Below are 26633 nucleotides of genomic sequence, written 5' to 3'. Positions count from 1 at the left end.
CTTATTATTTTGTATATTTGTATTGTCGGGATTTAAAGAAGCCTTCAATAAACACTTAATGCGACAAGGAAGCAAATGTTGAATACTCCCTCTGGCCTTACATGGACGGTTTCTTTAAATCCTTTCCTTATTTTACTTTTAATCCTTTCCTAAGCTGCTTTTCATCAATTTTATTTTGATACCAAGTTTTAATTTTCAAACCTTGTTTTTCGTCTAAGTAGCAGTCCACTACAATATATTCATCTTTAAAGAATTTAATATATCTAGATTGGTACTTGTTTGCTACAGTACTATTGTACCAGACTTCATCTGGTTTTTTTAAAATAGTTTTTAGTAGTGGAAATAATTGATGTCTTCTTTCATTTGAATTCACATACTTTCCTTTAGTATGTTTGTCAAAAGCTTTTTTGCTAATGGTCATTTTCCTTCCCATATAATCATCAAAACCCATAAGCTTATCGTTTTCCTTTAGTCCTTTAAACAGTTCTTTGACGTTGTTTGCTGTAATGCTATCGTCTAATGAAAGTTTAGGATATTTTCCTTTAAGCTCACTAAAACTTTTTAGCCCATACTGATCAAAGCTCATATCGTTTATCTTATCAGGCAGGCCTTTTATGTCCCTATAAAATTGTTTTTGGGTAAAGACTTGTTTGAGGTCGCCACGGTTAATGTTAAAACCGCTTTTTACATAGTTTTTGTCAGAATTAGCCAATACGCCTTCAGCTTTGTCCCATGTCATTTGGTTAACGTTATTTACTTGACCTGTGTAAGGCACGAGCTCGCAACGGCAATTATAGCCGTTTGGCGGATAAATGTTTTTGTTACCAGGTTCTAAGATGTTAAAGACTTTACCGTCTAAGGCTCGGTGCGAACTGCGCACCGCATCATCGCCAATGGTTTGGTATTGTACCCATTTATTACCGTTTTCTTTGGCATCTTTAATTTGACGTACATAAGCTGCTGAATTTTGGCCTGTGGCAATGGCTGTGTCGTATTCAGTTTTTAAATAATTGGTATTCAGCATCTCGTTGTCTTGTAAACATTGCTGAAGAAACTCGCTGCGATTTTTCAATTGACCATTTTCATAATCGATAAGTCGCTGGGCTACGGCGTAACTTCTGGCTTCTGTTTTTGAAGCTGCAAAATCGAAGATATTGTACTCCATCATTTGCAGCACCAAATTATCTTGACCAGTGTAGCTATCTGCTAAGCCAAAGCCGTTGTATAAGCCCTTGTTGAGCGCTAAAGCTTCTGTAACGATCAGTTGCCCTATAATACCTTTTACATCACTTTGAGAGAGCATACCTAAGGCAAGTTGTTCTGTGAGCTGTTTTAACTTTTTAGAAGTGCTATTGCTCCAGGCAGCAGTTGGTAAATGCTCAGGACAACAGCTAACGGGATATTTATCGGTAAAGTTTTGGGCTAGATTGCTGGGTTTATTCTTTTTTTTTTCAGGATTTTGCGCTGGTGTTTTTACAACGCGTTCCCCTTCAATGGGAATATTGAAGGTTTGGCTTATCCAGTTTTGTTCTACATTAAAACCTTGAGCTAGTAAACCATTAGTAATCTCCCATAGTTTACTGAGTTCAACTTCCTGTTCAGCGGTTTTAAACTCAAATACATCATCATCAGAAATATTGTAGCCATGCCATCTTAGAAGAGGTAAAAGTTGATCATTTACCATAAACATGACTGAGCGTTTATCTGAAGCGGCTATTTTTTCGTTCAAGCTACGTTCGTGAACTTCGGTTTGGCTTCGGTTAGATCCTTGGTCGCTTAGCATGGTAGAGCCGACTAAGACTTTGCTTATTTCGTCGGTATTGAGCTGAATAAATTCTTTGTAAACGCGAAAAGCATCAGTTCTATTAGCCTCATGTAGTTTTATATCGGTGCCTTGCGGGAATGTACCAACAGATGCCTCACCAACACCAACTAACATGTCGTGAACTTCGTCTATGGTTTTATTATCTCGAGCTGGTGTGGTTGCGGTAATAAGCGGAATACCAAAACGCTCACAAAACTCTGCCCAAGATTGCTCTACATTTCGCTTCCAAATTAAAGCTGGTATAATGTTATTGATTAAACCTAAGTTATTGCGCTTACCCATTTTTAAAAGCCAAGCATCAAAATTAGGATCATCAAAATTGATATACTGATCAGTGACTGATAAGTCAGGAACAATTTTAGATTTGGTGGGTATAATGTGGCGTTGTGGTATGGTGTTTAAGCCAACTTTAAAACCTTCAAAGCTGGTAAACTCAACGAGTTGAAAACCACGTATAATTTGCATTAAGGCCGTTTCTAAAAATTCGAAAAACCATTTTTGACGAAATAAAAAGGTGAGCTCTTCATTTTCTTCGCCTGATTTTCTATTAATAACATGAAAGTCTGTATTTAGTGTTGCCGATAATCGCATCATGATTTGAGACTGCAGGTGGCCGTCGGTCATTAAATCATCGACTAGGTCGTGATAGTCTTGAAACCTTGGCTTATCTGTAAGCTGAGTAAATTGTATGGCTTTTCGCCATTTACTAATATCTTTTCTAGAGCGATCTTTAAAGCCTTCTACAATTTCAACGACTTTAGGGTTTACTTTTTTACGAGTGCTGGTTTTAGCTTTTGGTAGGTATAATCCGTTTTTATGTTGCTTATATGCGTTCATTTAAAATGAATTTAATCAATGATTAATTACCATTTATGGTTATTAGGTTTGTACTTGCTGCTAATTCTTATACCGTTTAAAGCATCACCATTAGCTTTGTTTATTTTAGGTAAATCAGCCATAGCATTTCCACTTGCAACTAACTTGAGCCAGTCGATAGCATCTTGATAGCGTTCGGCTCTTATGGTTGGCATACGGTCAGGAATTGTAGAAGTGTATAAATGATATAAAACGAGGTCTATTGTAATCATAACAATATGGCTGTTTCTGTTAGTTCCTTCTTGTTCAAATATGCTTTGAGCATCATATTTACCAGATAGGTAATTTTTAACCTGATGTATGGCCATTTGCTCTGCAGCTTTCATTTTTGTAGAGCTGTAGCCTTCTTGTAAAAGGGCTTTTATTTCATCACGTATAAGCGCGCTATAATCTTCTTCTTGTAAAAACATTAGTACCTGTTTTTTTGTTTATTAATCCATTGTTTTCGGCTCATTACCTTAGGAGGTACAGAGTTAATGATAGCTGCTGTATTGAGTTTAGCAATGCAGCTTTGCATAGCATCTGGTCCATCATCATGAGCGCCGCTTCCTTTTTGAAATGCTAAAAGTTGATTAATGAGTTCTTGACAATCTGGCGACTTTTCTAGTTGCTCATTAAAATAAACGTTGCCACGCTCGAAGTAACCCGCCATAGATTCAATACGGTCAAATTTACCTGTCTTGGTTTTGTTGTCGGCCACTACAGGAATATACCAACCACGGCCATCGCCCTCAAGGTCAAAATCATTTACAAATTCGTCTTGAGCAAATAGGCCTTCAATCATATAGCTGACATTGTAGTTGAGCAAGTTGTTGTCTTCAACAAAATCATAGAGCCAATGCGCTACATTGTTACGGCTGGTTTGGCGTACAAAACAATCGAGGACATGAAATTCACGCCCAGTTTTACCCATAAGGACCATTGCTTTATAGTCGCCGGCATCTTTGTAAGACAAGTCGCCATAAAAGACTAAAGCATCATAAGATCTAAATTGCCTACGTGGTTTAAATTGTATTTGCTCATTTTTAAAAATCGCCCCTTCTACAATATGCTTGTGCATGTATTCTCGCATAAAGCTTCGGTAAGGCGTTGTGAGGTATTTTTCACGCCAGTAGTCGGCATTTGTTTTTTCTGGCCAGTTAGGTTCAAAAGTTTCTAAACTTTTTACCGCTGGAACTGTAACAATATAGTGTTTTTTATCGAAGTTATTTTCTCGAGCGCGTTGGTTGTATTGTTCAAACTCTATTTTAAGCTGATTGATGAGCGTGTTTTTATGAAAGTTATTGTTAGCAACAATAAAGCGTCTAAACTGACTACCTTCATCAAAAGTACCGCGTAAGTCTTCCCAAGCCCACTCTAATAGCTTTTGGCTTAAGTCTTCATTTTTACAACGTTTAGCCGTATCAATATCATCAATAACAATATAATCGGGGCGTTGGTTACCTTCCCGTAAACCTCTTGGGGATTGTCCAGCACCAATGGCCATAAATTTAATACCATCAGTAGTTGTAAAGTCGCCATTACTCCAATCGCCAAATTTGAATTTTTTGCCGTAGTAATGAATAAACTTGCGGTTGTGAGTGAGCTGCGCTTGTATGTCGCTAATTAATTTTTTTGCCTTATTTTCAGTTTGGCCAACCAACAGCATAAAGTGAAGCCTTTTGGTAACATATAAATACATCGGAATGCCTAAATCTAAATGTACAGACTTGGCACCAGACCTGTAAATTTCTGCTAATACACTAACTACATCATTTTTAATAATGATTTTAGCCAGCTTTTTATGAAACCATGCGCTTTTTACGTTGGCATATTGCGGAAACATAGCTTCAAACCAATCGATATAGTTTTTCTCTAGTTGTAAACGAATTTTACGTCGTTCAGCTGGGCTTTCATTGTTATTAACATGTGTAATTTGCTCAATAGAACGGCAATGCTCATCGTAATTACGGAGCATTTTTTCTAATGTTTTATTGAGTTTTAACTTGCTCATTAGGTTTCTTGTTGGGCTTTATGTAATAAAAATAGTTTGTGCCATTCTAAAAACTGAGTAGCCATATCAGGGTCTTGATCTGCCATCCAGTTGTCAAACTCTCTAAAAACAGTAAATACAACTTCGGTAGAGGTTTCATTGCTCATAGATTGTAAAGCCTTGATAGCATCATTAATGGCTTTCATTTCAAGTGTAGATTTCTCACCATTAACTAAACTACTAAGTTCATTAGCAATTTGGCGTTTAATGTTGTGTGGGGTTGCTAGAAACTGAGCTCTCTTATCATCCCAGTTGCCGATTCTTCGCCAACTACCGATGGTTTTTTCAGTAACGCCAATGGTTTCAGCAACGGCTTTAGCTGTCATACCATCTTCAATAAACATGCGTTCGGCTAAACTTTTTAACTTGCTTTTTGCTGTTTTACTACTCATTAAATGCACACATTTAATACAAAGATGTAAAAGTTAAGTTTCTGTTTATTAAAATGTTGCAAGCCTTGCAAGCAATCTTTTTAGGCTAGATACTTCGCTTTATGTTTGTTTTAAAATTAGCAAACTAATGATTTTTTCTACCCAAGAAAACACCTTAAAAGCATACGGTAATATCTGGCCTGGTGATGGTGTTGAATTCATGTATCATTTTGAGCGCTTACAACGCAATTTTGATGAAATTACTATAGGCTTACATACTTATGGAGGTTCTGTTATAGACGGTAACTTAATATATAATGCCATCAATAAATCTAAATCTAAAATAATACTTGAGGTAGAAGGCTTGGCAGCATCAATGGGCGCATTTTTACTGATGGCTACACCAGAAGTAAGAATTGTAGAAAATGGCTATATCATGATTCACGCTCCTAGATCTGGAGGCGGTGGAACTGCAAAAGATTTAAAAAAACAGGCAAAGCTTTTACAAATGATGCAAAACAACTTTGTAAAAAAACTAGTTGAACGCACGGGTTTAAGTAAGTCTAAAGCAGAATCTTACATGGATGGGGACAATTGGCTAGATGCTGATGAAGCCAAAAGTTTAGGTATTGTTTCTGAAATTATAGAAGCACGTGTAGAGCCTAAAATTAAAATAGATCAACCCAATGCTTTAGGCGCTGTAGAAGTTTACAACGCTTATGCACAATTAATTACAAAAAAGAGTATCAATCAAAAAAGTCAAATTAATATGAAACAAATGATCATTACCGCCTTTGCCTTATCGGCGGTATCTGCTGATAGTTCAGACACGGCAGTAATGGAAGCTTTACAAGAAAAGTTTAATGAACTTGAAACTGGTAAAGCCAATGCTGAAGCATCTTTAGCTAAAGCAGAACAAAAGCTCAATGACCATAAAGAAGGTCAAGTAAAAACACTTGTAGAAGCCTATGCTAAACAAAACAAGCTAGACGATGATAAAAAGCAAGTCTTTATGAACATCGGTAAAACTTCTGGTTTAGAAGCTTTACAAGCAGTTTTAGAAAGCACTAAACCAACTCAACAGTCTCTAGGCATTGGTAGTATGATTCAAAGTGCTAAACCTGGTGATGCTGCGCGTGCAGATTGGGATTGGGACAAGTGGCAAAAAGAAGACCCTAGAGGTTTAGAAGTTTTAGCTTCAAAAAACCCAGAAGCTTGGGAAGAGTTGTTTAACCAGAAATACAATAAATAAAGATGAAAACAGTAAGAAAGATTAAGTTTACAGCAGTTTTAATGAACCTACTGCTTGCTATTATAGCAGGTGTATTGTTAGGTTCTGTAACCGGTATAAATTCCTTTGCCTTAGGAAGTGGAATTTTTGCATTGGGCACTGGAGTGCAGTTAGTTACCAAAACTAATTTAGCCCAAGCTAGCCTTATGAGTGGTTTAAATCAGCAAATTTGGACAGATGTCCTGGTGCAAGATTTTAGAGCTACAGAAGAAGCTTCCTTTTTAAATGAAATACCAGACGAAAGTAGATTTGTAACTGCTACACGTGGTGAAAATGAAATTATTCACTTAGTAGATGTGGGTGCAGATCCTGAGGTGCTCATTAATAACACCACTTACCCAATTGGCTTTGAAAGGCAAACCGATGGCGATATTCCTATTAGTTTAGATAGTTACAAAACTAAAGCGACCAAAGTCACCGATGATGAGTTAGAGTACATTGCTTACGATAAAATTAGATTGGTGCAAGAAAAACACCGTAATGCCATTATGCGTGTTAAGCACAATAAAGCATTACACGCTTTAACGCCTGCTAGCGAAACCGCCAAAACACCCATAGTAACCACAACCGGTGAAGACGATGGTACAGGGCGTAAAAAAATGACTTTAAAAGATATTTTAAAGTTAAAACGTGCCTTTGATGGACAAAAAATACCAGGAGACCGAAGAGTTTTAGTTTTGTGTAGTGACCACTACAACGATTTGCTGGAAGATGCTTTAGGAAAAACCAAGTTTAATGGTCAGTTTTCAGACGAAGTTGGTGGCTTATTAAATGGTCGTTTATATGGATTTAAAACCTACTGGTATGTAGATTCTCCTTACATGGCTTTATCTACGCTAACCAAAAAGAGTTTTGGAGCAGAACCAGTTTCGGGAGACTACCAAGTATCTACTGCCTTTTATGCGCCAGATATGTTTAGAGCTGCTGGTATGACCAAAAACTACGAAGACAAACCAGGAACCCAACTACAAGCTTGGTTCTATAACGTGAGACACAATTACATTGTGTTGCCACGTAAAACAAGAGCCATTGGCTGTATTGTAAGTGCAAGTGTTTAATCTATTCCCAGTCTAGCAATAGGCTGGGTTTTATACCAACAAATCATGAGTAAAGAAATCAATAAGCAGGCTAAAGCTATATTTAGCCGTTACCCAAAATTGAGTGTGTTGTATGTTAACCCTAAAGGTGAATTTTTTACCCGTAAGGATTTAGCAGAAAACAGCTTGAGTAAAGACGAAAATTTAACAGCGTTAAACCGTCAAGCGGTAAAAACTGAAGATAAAGAACCCCTTAGCGAAATGAGTGTAGCAAAGTTAAGCGAACACTTAGAAACTGTAAAAGAATTGCCAGTTGCTGAGCAATTGCTTAAAGATGAAATGGAAGGTCAAAACCGTAAAACGGCTATTGCTGCCATAGAAGATAAAATTGAAGACCTAAAAGCTGGAAAAGATGAGTCTTAACGGAGTTGAAATTGATAAAGGGCAGTTAGGCGCCAATCGTTTAGGGAGTGAAGATGCTGTTAGTGCAATTGTTTTCACTTTTTTAGATGATTTGCCTGATTTTGAAATTAAAACGACTAGGGTTGTCTTCAATTTAAATGATGTTAGAGCATTAGGTTTGGATGAACAATATGATGGAGATAATGGCTGCGTTGCTTTTCGTCACGTTTCAGAATTTTATAGAATGGCAGGTGAAGGTACAAAGCTGTATCTATATAATTGTAGCTTAGGTTTTGATGATGGTGCTTTTAATGCGACAAAAAATTTACTTAACGAAGCTAAAGGGGAAATTAAGCAAATAGCCTTTGTGAATGCTTTAGATAGAGATTTCATGACCACCAATGTAGATGGAATTCCTGCTGTTGTTGGTGGCGCATTGCCTTTAGCTCAAGCATTGTACGATTGGAGTTTTGAAAACTTTATGCCTGTACAAATTTTGGTAGAAGGCTATGGTGTAGATGCAACTAGTGCGTCTAGTGTTTTAGACTTGAGAGATTTAGTTGACTTAGAAGCTGACAAAGTAAGTTTAGTTTGTGGCCAAGACTACAATTACGCCATGACAAAGCCAGCAGCATCACAAAAATATGCTGATGTAGGTACAGCGCTAGGCGTATTGGCAAAAGCGAAGGTACATGAAAACATTGGTAACAATGAATTGTTTAACCTTACCGATGCTACACGAAATGCATGGTTAGAGCCCGGCATTGCGGGACAACCCAATAGCCAAATTGCAGATCAATTAGCCACTTTAGATGCTAAAGGCTACATTTTTGGTGTGAATTATACAGGCTTAGCGGGTGTACGTTTTAATAACGATCATGTTTGTGCTCCAGTTGTTTTAGATGCAGATAACAACATGAATGAACATAGCATTGCTTACGGTCGTGTAGCCGATAAAGCGGTACGCGAGTTAAGACGCGCTTACTTACCTAAGGTAAAAACCACATGGAATGTAGATAGTAAAACAGGGAAGCTCTCCAGCGGAACTATAGTTGCTTTAGAAGACATAGGCGACCAAGTTTTTGAAGACATGCTAGGTCGTGGTGAAATTAGCTATGGTAAAGCTAATATAGATAACGAAAGCGATTTACTAGTAGAAAAGGTTTTGCGTGTAAGTTATGTCATTGTACCTAAAGGAACAATTAACAAGATAGAAGGAACTTTAAATCTTAAAACTCGAGAATAATGGCAAGAATAAACAGAAACGGTAAAGCCTACGATTCTGCAGATGTACTAGTGCAGATTAACGGAGTGCCAATTGAAGTGAAGACCCTTGAATATGGCAACGAACAAGAACACCAGTTAAACCATACTTTAGGTTCTCGAGCGACGAGTTGGAGTCGTGGCAAAATTACGCCAACGGCATCTATGACCTTAATGATGGCCGATGCTGTGCCTTTAGAATTAGCATCTGGGGGCGACTTATTAAGCATAAGACCTTTTACATTAACTGTAGAGTTTGTGAATGAATACAACTTAATAGTAGTTGACAAAATTGTAGCCAAATTTCAATCGGAAGGCAGAAATGTAACAGGAGAAATGGGGCTAGAAAATCAATACGATTTATTTGCGCTAGATGTGCAATTAAACGTAACAGCAGGAAATTAATTAAACATAACAATACTCACATGTCAAAAAAAGAAGAAACTAAACACAAAGTAGGACAGCTATCTGAAGCTGTAATTAAAGAATATAAGGCAAAGCACGGCGATAAATTACGTGTGTTAGAATTGCCAAAGGATGACGATTACGAAGAGCATCTAGAAGTCTTAGCTGTTGTGCCCAACCGATCGGTTGTTGGGCAATTTCAAAGGTACAAAAACCAAGACCCAAAAAAAGCTCAAGAAATATTGGTAAAACAATGTGTACTTACTTCTAAGGAAGAAATTCTAGCTGATGATGGCTTGTACTATGCAGCTATTTCGGCCTTAGCAGAACTTATACCAATTAGAGAGGGAAAGTCCAGAAGGCTTTAGACGTTTGCCCTGGTCTAAGCTATGAGAAAGGAAGTGACTTGTACCTAAAAGCCGATGCGCTCATTAGCTTTTATTTACACATCCCTTTTCCAGAATTACTGGACGATGATACTTGGGCAATGAAACTAGCACAAATAACTTGGCTAGGCGAAAACGGCCATTTAAACGTAAAACCTAAAAAAAGTGAGTAGAGAAACCATAGTTATAGATTTAGCAGCAAGATACGCCGCCGCCTTTGGGATGATGGCAGTAAATAATAGCCTTAATGCGGCCGTTGTAGATGCTAATGAAAATGACTATGGTTTATCTTTTTACCCTACGTTAAATGAAGATGTAGAACAGATTACATTTAAACACAACAGCCAACAAATTACCTTCGGACAAATGCTTACAAGTGTAAGCCCAAATGTATTGGCTCCACCACTAGTAATGGAATTTAGCCGTAAAAAACAACTTATAGAAACGCAAGTTAACGGTAGTGATAATATAATTGTAGAGCGTTGGGGAACTAGACCTTGGCAAATAGAAATGAGAGGCCTTTTGGTAGATATGGAAAACAAAACCTACCCACAAAGTCAAGTAGAAGCAATTACCCAGTTTTTTGAAATTAACAACATTATCGATGTAGAAGGTACTCAATTTGAAGACAAGCGTATCGATTCTATTTATTTTACATCTATACGCTTAGAGCCATTAGATGGCTATGAAGATACTTTGGTGGTAATACTTTCTGCTAAGAGCATAAAACCTGTAGAATTTAATGTTTTTAGTTAATGTATGTAAACATAGACATATCTGTTAAAATTGGTGATTTTGAAATAAATAATCTCAAAAGTATTCGTATAGAAAACACTTTAAATAGTTTGATGGATACTGCCAAGATAAGTTTACCTAGAGAGTTTAAAATCAATAATCAAACTGATTTTAGAGGTAAATATTTACTAGATATCATACAAAAAGACATGCCTGTAACTATCAAGTTTGGATATAACGGCAATTTAGAAAGCGAATTTGTAGGTTATATCAAGAATATAGGTGCTGAAATACCAATCTTAATAGAATGCGAAGATGAAATGAGTAGGCTCAAAAAAAGCAAGAAATATAATTTAAGCTTTGACAATATCAAGTTAGAAGATCTCCTTAAGGCAATTGCTCCAGGTTATAATTTTGAAGTCGGCGATATTTCACTAGGTAAGCTAAATATCGAAAATGCCACTGCTTATGAAGTGCTAGAAGATTTAAGAAAGTTTGGCATAAAATGTTGGTTTGATGGAAAAACATTAAAAGCCGGAACAATGTTAAGTTTAGCTTCAGGAAAAAAACACCAATATTCTTTTGGCCGTAATATCAGAGAAAGTTCAGATTTAAAATACGTAAGTAAGGACAAAAAAGAAATTAAAATTAAAGCCATTAGCCTTCAAAAAGGCACTTCAGAAAAAGTGATCTATGAGTTTGGCAAAAACATTAATGGCGAACGAACACTTCACGCGCCTTTAAACTTAAACAAAGGCGAATTAAAAATTTGGTCTGAAGATTACTATAAAAACATCGTATTTGATGGTTATGAAGGTAATTTAGACGGTTGGTGTGTACCCAGAACTAAGGCTGGAGATACCTTAAGCTTAATCGACCCTAACTATCCTACTGGAGAACGAGATGGTGATTTTTTAATTGAAAGCGTAGTTACAGACGTAAATGCTATGGTAGGAATAAAAAGAAGCAACAAAATAAGTATAAAGCTTTAAAAGATGGGAAAAGAAAATTTTAAGGAAGCTTTAAAAGCCTTAGAACGCAGGAAGATAGTGACTAGCCTTGGCACAGTTACTAAGGTTTCAGGGACTACTTGTGAAGTTGATAGGAAAGAGTTGCCAAAGCTCACCGATGTAAGACTTCATTCGGTTGCTAAAGACTTAGAGAATTATATACTGATTACGCCAGCTGAAGGTAGCCAAGTGGTTTGTTTAGAAATTGAAGGAGCTCCAGAAGAAACCTGCATTGTGAAGTATGGCGAAATTGAAAGCTTTAAAGTAATTATTGACGGTTGCGAAATTTCAACCGAAGGCGGGAAAATGAATTTAAAGAATACTGAAACATCACTTAAAAGCATTTTAAACAGTCTTTTTCAAGTTTTGCAATCAGCTGTAATTCAAACACCGTCTGGACCAGGAAGTTTTAGTTTAGATAATATTCAAAGCTTTAAAGAAATGAATATTAATACCAACAAATTATTAAGCTAATGGCACTGAACAACCCAAAACTTAAGCAGGATATTATAAATATAACAGATGCTATGATAGAACAGGACGATTATGATACGTCTAAAGAGATTTATGCAGATATGCTTGTAGCTGCTATAAAAGATTATTTACAGTCAGCTACAATTAGCATATCTGGAGATAGTAATCAAGGTGCATTTACAGGAACAGGACAAATAAGCTAATGAATAAGCGTAATGACATATTGCTAGATGAAGCCAATGAACTAAAAATTCAAAATGGCGACTTTGTTATTGGTGTTGCTGACTTACAACATGTTAATCATATTATTGAAGCACACCCAGGCGAATATAAAGAGTTTCCTCAAGTAGGTTTTGGTGTTAGAAGTTATTTAAAAAGTAACACTACAAAAACAGCTTTTAAAAGAAACCTTAGAGTTCAACTCAATTTTGACGGTTATGTAAACCCATTAATTGACTTGTCTAAAGGCTTTAAAAATTTAAAAATAGAAGTATGACAGATTTTATATCAGATTATATCGGTAAAGCCTTGATCTTAATACTCACAGCCTTATTAGGTTGGTTTTTTAAGCGCAGCTCTACCAAGGCCGAAATCAATAAAAAAAATGCTGAAATCGAACAGATGCGCGCTGAAGTTAGCAAAGTAAAGGCCGACAGCTCTAAGAAAATCATGGATCAGTACCAAGAAGCCTTAGACGATTTAAAACTGCGTTATGAAGATCGCTTTAACTACATGAAAGTAGAATATGAACGCCGACATGATGACTTAAAGGCGGATTATGAGCGAAAATTTGAAGCCCTAAAGAATGAAAAAGATGAAGAGATTAAAAGCCTTAGAAAACAAGTAAAAAGACTGTCGGACAATTTGAACTACTGGAAAAAAAAGTATAACGAATTAGACAAATGAATGAAGTTAAAGTGATATCTGGGCAATCTGTTTTTGACATAGCTATTCAAGTCTATGGCACCATTGAAGGTCTAAGCTTGCTTTGTCTTGAAAATAACATTTCAATAACTGAAGAACTAGTACCTGGGCAATTGCTACAAGTGCCTGAATTTGAAAAAGCAAAAAAAGAAATCGTCAACTATTTTGAAAACAGAAATATAAAACCAGCAACAGCCTTAACTCAAGCACAAAAGGCAATAACTGTAACCCAAGATGATAATTGTAATTATTGTAAATACTTTAAATAAATGTCTATACAAACCATTGAAATACTAAGAGATTATTTGACCTGCGATGATCCAGTTGTGCGCAACAAATATTATAATTTACTGGATAGCTTTTGGCATAAAAGCCAAGGTCAGCTGCTTGTTAATATACAGCAAGATGAGCAATTTATTATTTTAAACTTCACCAACGACATAGAATTGAAACTACCTAAGCCTAAAGAGCTTAATTTAACTATTGATGATGTTTTTGGGCTCAGAAAAAGCCTAGATTTAAAAGTAGATAAGGTGCCAGGCAAAGGACTATCTGAAAACGATTTTACCAACGAGCTACTCCAAAAGCTAAACAATTTAAGTAATTACACACACCCGAATAGTCATCCTATTTCAATGATAGATGGGCTTCAAGACTATTTAGATAATTTATTACCCAAAGGCGGCTATAATGGAACTGCCAACAACTTATATCAAGACATTGTTTCACTTCAGCAAAGCTTACAAAATTTTAAAACACCAAAGCTTAAGTCGCTAACAGATGACTTTGAGTTTGATTTAGACAACTATGCCATTAATTACTATGGCTACATTACACCTTACCAAACTGAAACCTTAACGGTAAAAGCTAAAAAGCCATTAGGTAAATCAATTATTCGGCTTCAGAAAAACAGACTATTTAAAGCACCATCAATACTAGGTGTGGCAGCAAGAAAGCGTGACTATGGTATAGATTATACCGCTATTGAAGGCAATGCCATATTTGATGTCATCGTTATGGCAATTAATGAAACAGATGTTGAATATCATTTTGAAAACCGCTTAAACCCTAATTAATGGAAGCAACATTTAAACGAACAAAAGATGGTTTGAAGCTTACAATTGAGCCAAGAAAAGACCAAGATAGAAACTTAGTTAAAGAGTTTTTAAATCAAGAATTGCCAGGTTATAAGCATAGCCTTGAATACAGTTATGATGATAAATCTGATGCAATTAGCTTACAATTTGTCCCTATCATTAATAAAGCTAATTTACTAAAAGAAGGTTTTACAGAAGGAACTCCTACACATCTTCTAATCACACCTTCAGAACTACCAGGCGGTTTTAAATATTATAAATTCTATAATAAAGTTGCTTTCGTAATTAATCATTTTGGAACATTTAGCCATATAAATCATAAAGGAGAAGAGATAAAGGGTCAAATTAGAAACATAATTGAACTTAGAAATTATTTAATGGAGAATGCAAATATTTGGAAAAGTATTGAATAAAATAAGCCCATTTATCAATGCTTTCGCATCAATAAATTGGGCTTAAAAGCTCTATTACAGTTACAAAACAAAGTCTAAAAGACTTTTACAGTTACAATACATAGACATGACAAAGATATAAAAATATGACTATACAAGGTATTAAAAATCAAATTTTAGCCGAAAAGGCTAACCAAGAAGCCTTAGAAGGACTTAACAGCTCTAGTAATGTGGCCATCTATAATATTTGGGCTTATGTGGTGGCGACTGTGGTTTGGACCTTGTATCAATTCTTTAAAACTTATACAGCTGAAACCGACCAAAAAATAAGAGAACAAAAGCGCTACACTTTACTTTGGTTTCGTGAGAAGGCTTTAGCCTTTCGTTATGGCCAAGCATTGCAAGACAATGCTGAATATAGTGATGACGGCCTCGATGCCGAACAAATTGCAGAAATGCAAATAGTTGCTCGAGCTGCAGTGATAGAATTAGAACTTGGGAAGCGAAAAAACCTGTTTATTAAAGTTGCTAAAGAGTCAAACAGCGATTTGGCAGCACTTACGCCTGAAGAAATTACAAGCTTAGAACAATATTTCGCTATCATAAAACCTGCAGGAACTAAAATAATTGTCTTTTCAGATGCACCAGATCAGCTTAAGCTTGACATACGTTTCTTTTATGATCCTTTAGTGCTAGATAGCAACGGTGCACGTATAGATGGGAGCAATAATACGCCTGTTCAAGATGTTATTAATAACTATTTAACCGTGCTCAAATTTAATGGCGAATTTTCTATTGCGGCACTAATTGACTTGCTTCAAGATGTTGAAGGCTGTGCAGACCGTGAAGTGTACATCGACAATGTAGAAGCTAACTATTTACAGCCTGCTGAATGGCAAAACATAGAAAGCAGCTATGTGGCCAACAGCGGTTATATGCGTATTGCTGAAGAGGATTTAAATATAGAATTTATTCCTAAAACCGTGCAGTTATGATATTCGACCAAATTTATCAGTTGAATTGGGCAAGCTTGCCAATGCATTTGTTACCGCATAGCCTTAGACAATCAAGAAGCTATGCGTGGTTAGTTTGCTTACTTAAACCAGTGCAAAATTTGCACACGCAATTTTTAAATTACAGAACCAAAAAGAATTACGAACTCGACCACACGCCTCAAGTATTTAGTATAGAAAAAGTTTTGAACGATGCTTTTGACCAACAAGAACGACGTATTTATATTGTTGACGGGGTTTATTTGTCTCCTGTTTATTTTTACAATCCTGACGAAAATGCACCTGTACATTTTTACAACCCGCAAGACAATGCCGATCATCCTAGATTTTACAACCCGCAAGAACTTGAGCAACTAGATGTAGACTTTGTGGTGGTCTTACCAACAGAATTTCAAAACAATTACATAGAAGGCAGCTCACAACTTATAAGGCTACGCTCTTTAATAGATTTTTATCGTTTGCCCGACAAAACTTATCAAATAAAATTTGAATCATGAAAACAATACACGTAGAAGGCGGTGGCTTTCCAGGCACCAGTAAAACATGGCGACATATAGCCGAAATGATACAGCAAGTTGCCGACACGGCAGCTGCTTCGCTTGGTGATAATGCTATTATTACAGGCGTTGAGAACACAGGTAGCACGATCAGCAATGGTATTGTTGTTATTAATGGTGAGATTTTTACCTTTCAAGGCGGTCAAGCTAAAACACATGTTGAAATCATTCAGCAAGTTGAACAAACGCAGTATTTGAAGGATGCAGATGGAGACGGCAGCGGTGATATAATAGACACCTATTTTGAAAGATACGCTAAGCTTACCAACACAGCTGAAGGCAATGTTGCACTGTCAGACTTTAAAAGATTAAAAACACAGCTTGAGCTTTCAAAACGCATACATCCGCAAACTGTTCAAATGTACTTTGGTTCAATTACCGATATAGAGCAAGGCTGGCAGTTGTGTGATGGGACTAATGGTACGCCAGATTTAAGCGGCCGGTTCGTAGTTGGCTTAGACCCCAATGACGATGATTATAATGAAATTGGCAAATCAGGCGGCTCGAAACGCCACACATTGACTCAAGCCGAAATGCCGCAGCATAATCATTCTGGCAATACAAATCCTGCTGGAAACCACCGCCACCAAATCCCTAATGACAATACATTAACACCTGAACAAGTTGATACAACTAATGGCGAGTATGGCGGATTCAACAACAATAACAATCCAGCTTACACAGATTATGAGCCATCTCACACCCATTCATTTACAACCAATAACAAAGGAAGCTCACAACCGCACGAAAACAGACCGCCATACTTTACGTTGGCTTATATCACTTATGTAGGAAACTAAAATAAAGGCTATGACAAAACATGAAATTTTAAAACTATCAACGCAAGAGCTTTATGATAAGATTCTAGAGTTTTTTGACATTCGAGAATTGATAAGCCCAGGCGCTTATCAAAAATATGCGCATTACGGTAATAACTTCATTTTATCAAGGTTTGACAAAAGACTTCTTGAAAATTTACTTTGGATACGGGTCAACATAGACGCATCAATAACTGTAAATACTTGGCTTTGGGGCGGTGGTTTCGACGAAAGAGGTATTAGAGACACATCTACGCCAATGCTTCAAACTAGAGCCGATAACGACGATGCATGGTTAAGTGGTCATGTGCTTTCTATGGCTTTGGATTATGATGTAGAAGGACAAACTGCAAAGGAGCATCGGGAATGGCTTAAAGAGCACGCAGATGAGATTCCTCATCCTATTCGTTTAGAGCGAAAATATAATGGAAAGCAAATCACTTGGGTTCACTTGGACGTTTGCGAAGACCCAAAGAACCCAAAGGTGTATGAATTTGATATTTAAATTTAGAAATCATGTTTGAAAAAATATTAGGATTATTCAAGGGAGATGGTGGCATCATTAAAGGCGTCGGTGATGTTGTTGATAAATTTGTCACCACTAAAGCTGAAAAGGCAGAAATGAAACTTCAGCTTGAGCGATTTCTGCATCAAAAAGAGGTTGAAGCTCGAGAACTTACCATACAAGAGCAGGAACAATTTAATAAGCGTATCAGAGACCTAGAAGGTACAGCTGAAGACCTAAAACAAGCTGGATGGTTAGGTAGGATTATCTTGTTTTTTAGAGGTGCTCAGCGTCCAATTTGGGGCTTTGCCACGATGTATATTGATTTTATGGTTTTCTCAGGACGATGGAATCTTACAGAAGGTTCTGAGATGTCAAGTGCGTTTTGGGTTATGAATGGATTGGTGTTAGGTTTCCTATTCGGCGAACGGGCTTTGCTGAATATAGCTCCAAAAATCAAAGATATAGTAAAAGTTAAAAAGTGATTAAATAGTATTTAAATCCACTGGCAGGACTGGATTAAAAAATGTCCTCCGCTTTTAAAACTTTCTCAGGGTATTAAAACAAGAGCCAACTGGCTACGGAGGACACAAAGTCTTCTGTACCAGTTGGCTTTTTTTGTTTGTAACCCTGAGAGCCACAAAAATAGTAAATAAGTAAAGTTTAAAATTGAAATATGAGTAAAAATTACAAATCAGCACCTTTACCGTTTCAGGGTCAAAAACGGTTTTTTGTAAAGAAGTTTAAAGAAGCTTTAGCAAGTTATCCAAGCTCGGCAACTTATGTCGATTTATTTGGTGGTTCTGGATTGCTAAGCCATACGGTGAAATCGATTCACCCAGAGTCTAAAGTTGTTTTTAATGATTTCGACGATTATCGAAAGCGACTGAAAGCAATACCAGCGACCAATCAAATTTTAGAAAAGTTGCGAAAAATCGAATTAGAAACCCCTCGAGGAAAAAAGCTAGTGCCTTCAGATCGTGAAAAGGTTTGCGAAATTTTGACTGAAGCTAATCAGTCTGGTTATGTGGATTGGATCAGTTTATCAGGAAGCTTGAAGTTTTCAATGAATTATGGTAATTGTCTAAAAGACTTCACAAAGGACACGATGTACAACACCATTAGAAAGTCTAACTTTCCTGAAGCTTTAGATTATCTCGACGGCATTGATGTCGTTAAGGCTGACTATAAAGCACTATTTGAAAAATACAAGCATCAAACAGATGTGGTTTTTTTAGTTGATCCGCCATAACTAAGCACCGATACGAATACTTACAATTCAAAAGATTATTGGAAGCTCAGGGACTATTTAGACGTATTGGATTTGCTTCACGACCATAGTTATTTCTATTTCACGAGCAATAAGTCTCAAGTCGTAGAATTATGCGAATGGGTGGAAACGCGAACAAGTGAAAATGCTAATCCATTTAAAGAAGCGAATTGCACTACAACTAGCAATAAAACTAGTCACAACGCTGGCTATACTGATATAATGTACTTTTATAAAAGAACTTAAATCATGAATAAATACCATAGAAAACTTAAAGATATATTGAATTTTGGCAAGGTTCAATCGAACAAAAAAGGAAAGATAAAATACCTTTTGAATCAGCATTTAGAACTTAGGCCATTAGACCTTTTAGAAATATTTGAAGGTCACGCAATTGCTAGAAATAAGCTTAGGAATGAATTAGAGCTATTTCAGTCAGGCGAACGCCTTACAGAACGTTATAGAGATGCTGGGATTCCGTGGTGGGATTATTGTGGACCGATATTGGTCAATTCATACCCGACATATTTTGAAAAATTACCGCCTTTGATTAAGCGCATCAATGCTGAGAAGCGCAATAGCAAGAACTATGTACTATTTCTAGGCGAAACAGGAGCTGAAAGCAATCAACAGCCTTGCCTGAGTCTTATACAGTTTCAGATTGATAAAGGTGAATTGGTCTTAAGTGCATATCAGCGGAGTTCTGATGCCAGTCTAGGATTGCCCGCCGATATCTATCATTTGTACTTGATCAGTCGTCAGATCGATGTCCCGTTGAAGTCGATTAGTCTGATGCTTGCTAATGTTCATATTTATCAAAATAACATCAAAGCTACTCATAAGCTTTTAGCGGGCGAAAAGGTGAAGTTCGAACTAAACGTATAACGAACAAATTAAACCCCGATTAAACAGCACTTAAACGGGGTTTGTTTCTCTAAAAATTGTACATTTCGTTTTTAATTTATGCACAATTCGTTTTGCCGATTATAATCATTCGCTGCTAACTTTTTTCGTCCTTATAATTACTTTTATAGATGAAGAAAAATGCCATAATGAAATGCTAAGGAAACCATATACAACTTGTTAACAATCTTTACCTTATAATAGAATGAGTATAATTTTCAACAAACCATACCCATTTATATTTAATACCTTTAGTGTAGTAATTCCTAGCACGATTACGTTTTTAATAATAAGTTTTTTAGCGCCATTACAATTTCATGAACTAGAATTTCAACCTCGATTAATTATAGCTTTTATAATTTCAGTAGTTGTAGCATTAATTATACTAATGACAGTCTATATTTTAAAGAAAATAGTTTCTAAAGAAACAATAGAAGATAAATGGACCGTTGGAAAAGAGCTATTATTAATTCTTACCGTACTATTTAATATAGCTGTAATAATTAGTGTTGCACTGTTTGTTATTGATGATGATAATACCTCAATGTTACAATTGCTGCTTAAAACCACTTCAATAACAATTGGCATAAGCATAATCCCAGTTATTATTATGCTTCAATTTGAACAATATAAACATCAAAAGTCACAATTAAAGAAAGCTGATAATTTAACAAAAGTGCTTCAAGATGAATTGATTGCAACTTATTCAACTAAATCTAAAGTTCAAAAACATCTAGTTATTAAATCTGAAAATGATGCTATTCAACTTCAATTAAATTCTGAAGATTTAATCTACTTAAAATCGGTTGGAAATTATATTGAAGTGTTTTTTTTAAATTCAGGGGCAATTCAAAAAAAACTAATTAGAAATCGATTAAAAACTTTTGAAACCCAATTGCCAAATAAAATTTTTATAAGATGCCATAACAGTTTTATTGTTAATGGAAATTACATCATAAAAATAGAAGGTAATGCCCGTAACCTTCGACTTCAATTAAAAAATTGTGAGGAAAAAATTCCTGTTTCTAGAACCAAAGCAAAAACAATTTCTACTTTTATAAATCAACTACAAAAATAGAATTCCCAATTATCCCAAATACGTCCCATTAATCACAAAGGAATCTATTAAAGAATAGCATTTTATTTTCTTAATGCAATTTTACATCCATAAAATCTAATATAATGGAAAATTTCATAATTAATATTCTATATCTTCACATTGTTGTTGGTACAATTTCTCTTCTTTCAGGACTGATAGCTATCTTTAGTGCAAAAGGTAAAAAATGGCATAAAATATTTGGTAAAATATATGCTTATGCAATGACAGCTGTTTTTATAACTGGAATTATTGTTGCAGGTTTTAGATATAACAAATTTTTATTTCTTATTGCTTTTTTAAGCTACTATAGTGTGTTTTGCGGAGTCAGGTCATTAAAGCTAAAAGCTTTACACAAGAAACAAAATGCTAGTTGGTACGATTGGTTTGCAGGTACTTTAAACGCTGTGGTAAATATTCTATTTATTGGTTTAGGAATTTATTATGCATTAAAAAATGGATTTACCTCTGGTGGAGCCTTACTTTCTTTAGGATTTGGGCTAGGTGGTTTACTAATCTCCTACACAAATCTAAAACCATTTATTTTGAGACCAAATAAAGCTTATCATTGGTATCTCGCTCATATTGGTAATATGATGGGTGGTTATATCGCAACAATTACAGCATTTTTGTCTACTATGGTGACTCGCTTTGATGTAATGAATCCATTCTTGGCTTTTGCGTTACCATCGCTTATTGGTATTCCATTATTGATTATTTGGCAACATAAAACCGAAAAGAAGTTTAGTTCTATAAAATAATTATTCATGAAAATTCATCCGAATAAACATATGCATATAACACATACTTCCATTTTATTGATGAAAACATAAAAATTTATTTGCAAATATGTTATACCTTTAATTAATATTTTTATAAAACTTAAAAAGGTTTAAATTTAATTCGTTTTAAAACAAAAAATAATCATTGAATTATAAGCTTGGGCAATTTATAAACCTAAGATCTGTTATATAAAAAACGAAATCAATGAAAAAAACACTAATCGCATTAATGACAATTATTGCTTTGAATTGTCATTGTCAAGAAAACAAAAAATACAACCTCGGATTTGAAAAACATACTGATGAAAACACTCTCGCCGACGATTGGTTTAAATGGGGATTCTATGATTTGACGATAGATAAAAATGCTCACTCAGGAAAAAAATCGGGCAAAATCACTTCAGGCCAAGAGGGGAATTCTTTTGGTAGTATTGCTTATAAAATTCCTGCAAACTTTAAAGGTAAAAAAATACGACTTGAAGGTTTTATGAAAATTAAAGAGGTTAAAAATGGTTTTGCAGGTTTATTATTAAGAATTGACGGAAATGGAGGCACATTGGCATTTAACAATATGCAAAGCCAAAATATCACAGGAACAAGAGATTGGAAAAAATACAGTATAACACTGAATTACCCCAAAGAAGCAGAAAATATTTTCATAGCAGGTATACTTTCTGGAAAAGGAGAAGCTTGGTTTGACGATTTTGTTTTATCAATAGACGACCATGATGTCCAAACCCTTAAAGAAGTTGAAAAAAAATTACCAAAAGCCAAACTTGATAAGGAGTTTGATAATGGGTCATTAATAAAATTATCAAATTTAACCTCTAAACAAATTGACAACCTTGAATTATTAGGTCGGGTTTGGGGTTTTCTTAAATATCATCACCCTGAAATAGCAAAAGGAAACTACAATTGGGACTATGAGCTTTTTCGATTTTTACCAAAATACATAAAGAAAGAAAACACATCCGAAAGAGATAAACTTCTTGTTGATTGGATTAACCTTTATGGCCAGGTTAAAGAATGTACAAAATGTAAATCATCAGATCAAAATGCTTTCCTGAAACCAGATTTGAATTGGATTAACTATCAAAGTAAGGATTTGAAGAAAAAGTTGCTCTACATTTACAACAACCGTTCTCAGGGTAAACATTACTACATTAAAATGTTTGCCAATGTTGGCAACCCCGAATTTAAAAATGAAAATTCATATTCAAATATGTCATTTCCTGATGATGGCTTCAGGCTACTATCGCTTTACAGGTATTGGAATATAATCAACTACTTTTTCCCTTACAAACACTTAATGGACGAAAATTGGAACAAAAAATTAAAAGAATACATTCCACAGTTTATTAATGTAAAAAATGAGTTAGAATATGAATTGGCAGCGGTTCAAATAATTGGAGATATTCAAGACACTCATGCCAATCTTTGGGGCGGAGCTGATAAAATTAATGAATGGAAAGGCTCAAATCATCCACCAATACACGTTCAGTTTATCGAAAATCAATTGGTTGTCACAGATTATTATAATCAAGAACTAAAAAGCGAAGTTGGCTTGAATATTGGCGATGTAATCACTAAAATAAATGGAAACTCTGTCGACAAAATTTTAAAAGAAAAATCTAAATTTTATCCAGCTTCTAATCTACCAACAAAATTACGTGATATTTCTACAGACCTCTTGCGCTCAAAAATGAATAGTATTGAAATTGAGTTTGTAACCGAAAATTCTAGCTCTCAAAAAAAGACGCTTAAACTATACCCAAAAGACAGTCTGGATTTATATCGTTGGTACAGGAAAAGCGATAAGACATCCTTCAAAATGTTAGATAACAATATTGGGTATGTGACGCTTGAAACAATTAAAGATGAAGATATTGCACCAATAAAAAAGGAATTTAAGAACACTAAAGGAATCATCATTGATATCCGTAATTATCCATCAACTTTTGTACCTTTTAGTCTAGGTTCATATTTTGTTTCATCAGCAACACCTTTTGTAAAATTTACAAACGGAAATGTTGATAATCCAGGTGAATTTACATTCACAGAAAGCTTAAAGATACCTAGTACAGGAAAAACATATCAAGGAAAGCTAGTTGTTTTGGTTAACGAGTTATCTCAAAGTCAGGCTGAATATACAGCAATGGCATTTAAAGCAGGAAATAATACTAAGATTTTAGGAAGTACAACTGCAGGTGCTGATGGCAACATTTCTGTAATTATGCTTCCTGGTGGATTACGAACAATGATTTCTGGAATAGGAGTAAATTATCCAAATGGACAAGAAACTCAAAGAATAGGTATTATTCCAGATATTGAAGTAAAGCCTACAATTGAAGGTATTAGAAAAGGAAAGGATGAACTACTAGATAAAGCGGTAGAAATAATTTTAAATGACTAAAAATTGACATTGGTAGTATAAAAAAAGGATGAAACATAAATGAAATCCAATACCTAAACATGTAAAAGGTCCTTACAATACTGAAAAACTAAAGTCTTAAAATTAACTATTAATAGCCATAATAAAACACTAGTTGTAACACCCTAAATTTACTATAGCCTTTACCAATAAAGTAATTAAATGAACATCAACAAAACGCTACTAATTTTACTTACGCTGCTACCATCATTTGGATTTTGCCAAAATCTAGATGCACAAGTAGACAAGATTTATCAAGTAACAGATAACGCACCTGGTTTCTCTATTTTCATCTCTAAAGGTGAAGAAATCCTATTGGAAAAACAATATGGAATATCTAATTTGGATGACGACACACCCATTACAAACCAAACAGTTTTTGATGTTGGGTCAATCGCTAAACAATTTACGGCATTCGCCATACTATTGCTAGAAGAACAAGGCAAATTATCTATTAAAGAACCTGCTTATCAATACATCAATCATCTACCTCGCTACCAAAAAGGAAACCCAAGCATTGAGCAATTATTGAATCAGACAAGTGGCATCAAAGAAGTCGATGGCATTGCGGGAATTGCAGATTTAACTAGAAATGATTTACTTACCCAATCGCAAATGATGAATTTTATTACCAAAACAACATCATTAAATTTTAAACCTGGTGAGTACTTTCAATACACCAATTCAAACTATATTTTATTAGCTGATATTATATCCAAGGTTTCCGGAAAATCTTTTGCAGATTTTATGCAAGAAAATGTTTTCGAAGCATTCGGAATGGAAAATACCATAAAGAAAACTAGCACTTATACTATAATTAAAAACAGGGCAATAGGCTACATAGAAGATGAAGGCGATTTCTATAAAACACATCTACACGCCTTTATTTACAATGGAGACGGGCAAGTATTAACCACGGCAAGAGATATGTTTAAGTGGCATCTAGGTTTACAGAAAGTAAAAAACGAATACCCTGAGTTGTATAAAAAAATGCATACCAAAGCCAAGCTAAATAATGGTAATCGTATCGATTATGGTTTAGGCGTAGAATTTGAAACTCATAACAACTATCAAGCGCAAGGTTTTGATGGAATGATATTAGGCGGCTTTGTATCCAAGTATCTTTATTTTCCTGAATTAGATATGATGTTTTTCACTACACAAAATACATTTGATTCAGATTTTGAAGAACAGTTTTTTCAGTTAGTTGACCTATACATTCCGAGCAATACTTTCAATAATCAAACAAAAAATAAAGAAAAAGATAAAAAAGTAAAGCTTTCCAAAAAAGAGCTAAAGTTGTACGAAGGAAAGTATGTCTTTACGGGTAGCGATGTCGAAACCATCAAAGTAAACACCATACAACTTAAAAACAATGAACTTGCTGTACTTACAACTGATGGAGAAGAAATAACAAGATTAAAACCTATTGGAAATCATCAATTTATGTTTAATGATAAGCGCGTTATATTTGACTTAGAGTCTGATAAAAAAAGTTATAAATACTATAATTCTGAAAACGAATTACCTTGGCTATTTAAAGAATACAATCCTACTACTTACAACGAAAATCAGCTAAAAGAATTTGAAGGACACTACTTTAATGCAGATTTTCAAATCAGCAAAAAAATCCAACTTATAGATGGTAAACTTTTTGTTTTTGGTAGAAATGGTGCTTGGAAAAATGAAATAGAACCACTATACAAAGATGCTTTTAACTATTCATCAGACCTACTAAGCTTTACAAGAGATGGCAATAACAAGATAACTACTTTGAAAATTATGGGAATTTTATTTGAGAAAAAATAGTACCAAAAAAGAAATAAACTAATTCAAAAAACAACAGCTTTGTAAAATAATTTAAGTCATCTTTTAACTCCATAAAAATTTACTTGCAATATTAATCAGTTTAAAATCTCTATCTTTGAGAAAAATAATCGATATGAAAATTATTAAAACACTTTCAATTTTAATTTTTACAAGTTTACTGATTTCCTGTGGCCATTCAACAGATGTTGTAGAATCTGGCACCTATCAAGGTACAATCTCAGAAGTTGAAGCAGATAAAAATGAGATTTATGTTAAAACTAACGATGGTAAAACCCTTGAACTTTATTTTACTGAAGAAACTCAGCTAATGCAAAATGGAGAATTAGTAGAATTTTCAATTTTAAAAGAAAACCAAAACGTTGAAGTTGAAGTTGAAAAAGTTGGAAAACGCTTAGACCCAATTTCAGTTAAAGTTTTAAAATAAATGCAAGAAATTGAATTTTGGCGAACGGCGGTTTATCATCCGCTTAGCGTTCATTTTCCTATTGTAATCATCATCTTAGCAACTTTATTTAAGTTGCTAAGTTTGTTTAATGATAAATTTAAATCGACAACACAAATTTTAGTCGGCTTGGCTTTGATAAGCACTTGGATTGCTTATTACACTGGATCACAAGCCGATGGCGAAGTTTCTAGAACAATCTGTGATCCTACAGTTTTAAAAAATCATGAAAACTTTGCATTGTATCTTGGTTATATAATTAGCCTAATAGCCCTAATTGAGTTAAATTTAAATCTAAAAGTTTTAAAAATTTCAAACAAATGGCAGTCTAATGCCGTTTTAATTGGTTTAATTATTAGCTGTGTATTATTAACTTATGTTGGCCACCTAGGCGCTGAACTTGTTTATAATCAAGCAGCTGGCGTTAATATTCCTAGCGAAGACTGCCAAGAATTTGAATAATTTT

32 protein-coding genes are annotated in these 26633 nt (G+C 34.9%); 28 read left to right on the top strand and 4 right to left on the bottom strand.

Annotated elements, in window-relative coordinates; translation table 11 throughout:
- Positions 1-127: 127 nt before the first annotated feature.
- Genes IMZ30_RS09100 through IMZ30_RS09085 form a run of 4 tightly spaced genes read right to left on the bottom strand, consistent with a single transcriptional unit; the run spans position 128 to position 5125 of the window.
- Complete coding sequence (locus IMZ30_RS09100) at positions 128-2662, bottom strand: DUF935 family protein (RefSeq protein WP_207037994.1); 2535 nt, start codon at positions 2660-2662, stop codon at positions 128-130.
- Between the two features lie 26 nt (positions 2663-2688).
- The gene (locus IMZ30_RS09095; RefSeq protein ID WP_207037993.1) at positions 2689-3111 is read right to left on the bottom strand and encodes a phage protein Gp36 family protein; all 423 of its coding nucleotides are present in this window, start codon (positions 3109-3111) and stop codon (positions 2689-2691) included.
- Positions 3111-4694 (bottom strand): phage terminase large subunit, encoded by a 1584-nt coding sequence (terL, locus tag IMZ30_RS09090; protein WP_207037992.1) that lies wholly within the window; start codon positions 4692-4694, stop codon positions 3111-3113. Before terL ends, IMZ30_RS09095 begins: the two co-directional genes overlap by 1 nt.
- Positions 4694-5125: a phage terminase small subunit-related protein gene (locus tag IMZ30_RS09085; protein WP_207037991.1), complete on the bottom strand. Its 432-nt coding sequence runs from the start codon at positions 5123-5125 to the stop codon at positions 4694-4696. The genes terL and IMZ30_RS09085 overlap by 1 nt, the downstream gene beginning before the upstream one ends.
- Before the next feature lie 127 nt (positions 5126-5252).
- On the opposite strand from IMZ30_RS09085, the gene IMZ30_RS09080 reads away from it, so the two are divergent.
- The 28 genes from IMZ30_RS09080 to IMZ30_RS08945 all read left to right on the top strand — a co-directional run bounded on the left by IMZ30_RS09080 (position 5253) and on the right by IMZ30_RS08945 (position 26629).
- Positions 5253-6356, top strand: coding sequence for a Clp protease ClpP (locus IMZ30_RS09080; RefSeq protein WP_207037990.1), 1104 nt, complete (start codon positions 5253-5255; stop codon positions 6354-6356).
- A gap of 2 nt (positions 6357-6358) precedes the next feature.
- Positions 6359-7453: a hypothetical protein gene (locus tag IMZ30_RS09075; RefSeq protein ID WP_207037989.1), complete on the top strand. Its 1095-nt coding sequence runs from the start codon at positions 6359-6361 to the stop codon at positions 7451-7453.
- 45 nt (positions 7454-7498) lie between these two features.
- Entirely contained in the window at positions 7499-7855 is a 357-nt protein-coding gene (locus IMZ30_RS09070) for a hypothetical protein (protein ID WP_207037988.1), read from the top strand.
- Complete coding sequence (locus tag IMZ30_RS09065; RefSeq protein WP_207037987.1) at positions 7845-9080, top strand: DUF2586 family protein; 1236 nt, start codon at positions 7845-7847, stop codon at positions 9078-9080. Before IMZ30_RS09070 ends, IMZ30_RS09065 begins: the two co-directional genes overlap by 11 nt.
- Complete coding sequence (locus IMZ30_RS09060) at positions 9080-9502, top strand: hypothetical protein (protein WP_207037986.1); 423 nt, start codon at positions 9080-9082, stop codon at positions 9500-9502. Before IMZ30_RS09065 ends, IMZ30_RS09060 begins: the two co-directional genes overlap by 1 nt.
- Before the next feature lie 20 nt (positions 9503-9522).
- Complete coding sequence (locus IMZ30_RS09055; RefSeq protein ID WP_207037985.1) at positions 9523-9870, top strand: hypothetical protein; 348 nt, start codon at positions 9523-9525, stop codon at positions 9868-9870.
- Positions 9871-10053: 183 nt separating this feature from the next.
- Positions 10054-10644: a DUF6046 domain-containing protein gene (locus tag IMZ30_RS09050; RefSeq protein WP_207037984.1), complete on the top strand. Its 591-nt coding sequence runs from the start codon at positions 10054-10056 to the stop codon at positions 10642-10644.
- Positions 10644-11615 (top strand): hypothetical protein, encoded by a 972-nt coding sequence (locus IMZ30_RS09045; RefSeq protein WP_207037983.1) that lies wholly within the window; start codon positions 10644-10646, stop codon positions 11613-11615. The genes IMZ30_RS09050 and IMZ30_RS09045 overlap by 1 nt, the downstream gene beginning before the upstream one ends.
- Before the next feature lie 3 nt (positions 11616-11618).
- Positions 11619-12107: a hypothetical protein gene (locus tag IMZ30_RS09040; protein ID WP_207037982.1), complete on the top strand. Its 489-nt coding sequence runs from the start codon at positions 11619-11621 to the stop codon at positions 12105-12107.
- Entirely contained in the window at positions 12107-12310 is a 204-nt protein-coding gene (locus IMZ30_RS09035) for a hypothetical protein (protein WP_207037981.1), read from the top strand. The genes IMZ30_RS09040 and IMZ30_RS09035 overlap by 1 nt, the downstream gene beginning before the upstream one ends.
- The gene (locus IMZ30_RS09030; protein WP_207037980.1) at positions 12310-12603 is read left to right on the top strand and encodes a hypothetical protein; all 294 of its coding nucleotides are present in this window, start codon (positions 12310-12312) and stop codon (positions 12601-12603) included. Before IMZ30_RS09035 ends, IMZ30_RS09030 begins: the two co-directional genes overlap by 1 nt.
- Positions 12600-13013 carry a hypothetical protein gene (locus IMZ30_RS09025; RefSeq protein WP_207037979.1) on the top strand — a complete coding sequence of 138 codons (414 nt, stop codon included), beginning with the start codon at positions 12600-12602 and terminating at the stop codon, positions 13011-13013. Before IMZ30_RS09030 ends, IMZ30_RS09025 begins: the two co-directional genes overlap by 4 nt.
- Positions 13010-13300: a hypothetical protein gene (locus IMZ30_RS09020; protein WP_207037978.1), complete on the top strand. Its 291-nt coding sequence runs from the start codon at positions 13010-13012 to the stop codon at positions 13298-13300. The genes IMZ30_RS09025 and IMZ30_RS09020 overlap by 4 nt, the downstream gene beginning before the upstream one ends.
- Positions 13301-14107 (top strand): hypothetical protein, encoded by an 807-nt coding sequence (locus IMZ30_RS09015; RefSeq protein ID WP_207037977.1) that lies wholly within the window; start codon positions 13301-13303, stop codon positions 14105-14107.
- The gene (locus tag IMZ30_RS09010) at positions 14107-14541 is read left to right on the top strand and encodes a hypothetical protein (protein ID WP_207037976.1); all 435 of its coding nucleotides are present in this window, start codon (positions 14107-14109) and stop codon (positions 14539-14541) included. The genes IMZ30_RS09015 and IMZ30_RS09010 overlap by 1 nt, the downstream gene beginning before the upstream one ends.
- A 125-nt stretch (positions 14542-14666) precedes the next feature.
- On the top strand, positions 14667-15515 hold the full coding sequence (locus IMZ30_RS09005; RefSeq protein WP_207037975.1) for a hypothetical protein: 849 nt from the start codon (positions 14667-14669) through the stop codon (positions 15513-15515).
- Positions 15512-16030 (top strand): hypothetical protein, encoded by a 519-nt coding sequence (locus tag IMZ30_RS09000; RefSeq protein ID WP_207037974.1) that lies wholly within the window; start codon positions 15512-15514, stop codon positions 16028-16030. The genes IMZ30_RS09005 and IMZ30_RS09000 overlap by 4 nt, the downstream gene beginning before the upstream one ends.
- A complete protein-coding gene (locus tag IMZ30_RS08995; protein ID WP_207037973.1) occupies positions 16027-16890 on the top strand; it encodes a phage baseplate protein in 864 nt (287 codons plus the stop codon). Before IMZ30_RS09000 ends, IMZ30_RS08995 begins: the two co-directional genes overlap by 4 nt.
- 10 nt (positions 16891-16900) lie before the next feature.
- Entirely contained in the window at positions 16901-17413 is a 513-nt protein-coding gene (locus IMZ30_RS08990) for a hypothetical protein (RefSeq protein WP_207037972.1), read from the top strand.
- A gap of 11 nt (positions 17414-17424) precedes the next feature.
- Positions 17425-17898 (top strand): hypothetical protein, encoded by a 474-nt coding sequence (locus IMZ30_RS08985; protein WP_207037971.1) that lies wholly within the window; start codon positions 17425-17427, stop codon positions 17896-17898.
- A gap of 191 nt (positions 17899-18089) precedes the next feature.
- The gene (locus IMZ30_RS08980) at positions 18090-18665 is read left to right on the top strand and encodes a DNA adenine methylase (protein WP_242529652.1); all 576 of its coding nucleotides are present in this window, start codon (positions 18090-18092) and stop codon (positions 18663-18665) included.
- Between the two features lie 267 nt (positions 18666-18932).
- Entirely contained in the window at positions 18933-19568 is a 636-nt protein-coding gene (locus IMZ30_RS08975; protein ID WP_207037970.1) for a thymidylate synthase, read from the top strand.
- A 223-nt stretch (positions 19569-19791) separates the two neighbouring features.
- A complete protein-coding gene (locus IMZ30_RS08970; RefSeq protein WP_207037969.1) occupies positions 19792-20664 on the top strand; it encodes a LytR/AlgR family response regulator transcription factor in 873 nt (290 codons plus the stop codon).
- Between the two features lie 104 nt (positions 20665-20768).
- Positions 20769-21443 carry a hypothetical protein gene (locus IMZ30_RS08965; protein WP_207037968.1) on the top strand — a complete coding sequence of 225 codons (675 nt, stop codon included), beginning with the start codon at positions 20769-20771 and terminating at the stop codon, positions 21441-21443.
- Positions 21444-21669: 226 nt separating this feature from the next.
- Complete coding sequence (locus IMZ30_RS08960) at positions 21670-23877, top strand: S41 family peptidase (protein WP_207037967.1); 2208 nt, start codon at positions 21670-21672, stop codon at positions 23875-23877.
- Positions 23878-24057: 180 nt separating this feature from the next.
- Positions 24058-25704 (top strand): serine hydrolase domain-containing protein, encoded by a 1647-nt coding sequence (locus IMZ30_RS08955; protein ID WP_207037966.1) that lies wholly within the window; start codon positions 24058-24060, stop codon positions 25702-25704.
- Between the two features lie 133 nt (positions 25705-25837).
- Complete coding sequence (locus tag IMZ30_RS08950; protein WP_207037965.1) at positions 25838-26149, top strand: hypothetical protein; 312 nt, start codon at positions 25838-25840, stop codon at positions 26147-26149.
- Positions 26150-26629, top strand: coding sequence for a DUF2231 domain-containing protein (locus IMZ30_RS08945; protein ID WP_207037964.1), 480 nt, complete (start codon positions 26150-26152; stop codon positions 26627-26629).
- The last annotated feature ends 4 nt before the right edge of the window (positions 26630-26633 follow it).

This window comes from Psychroflexus sp. ALD_RP9 (assembly GCF_017311165.1).
GTDB lineage: Bacteria > Bacteroidota > Bacteroidia > Flavobacteriales > Flavobacteriaceae > Psychroflexus.
This window is presented reverse-complemented; position numbering and strand designations above follow the sequence as displayed.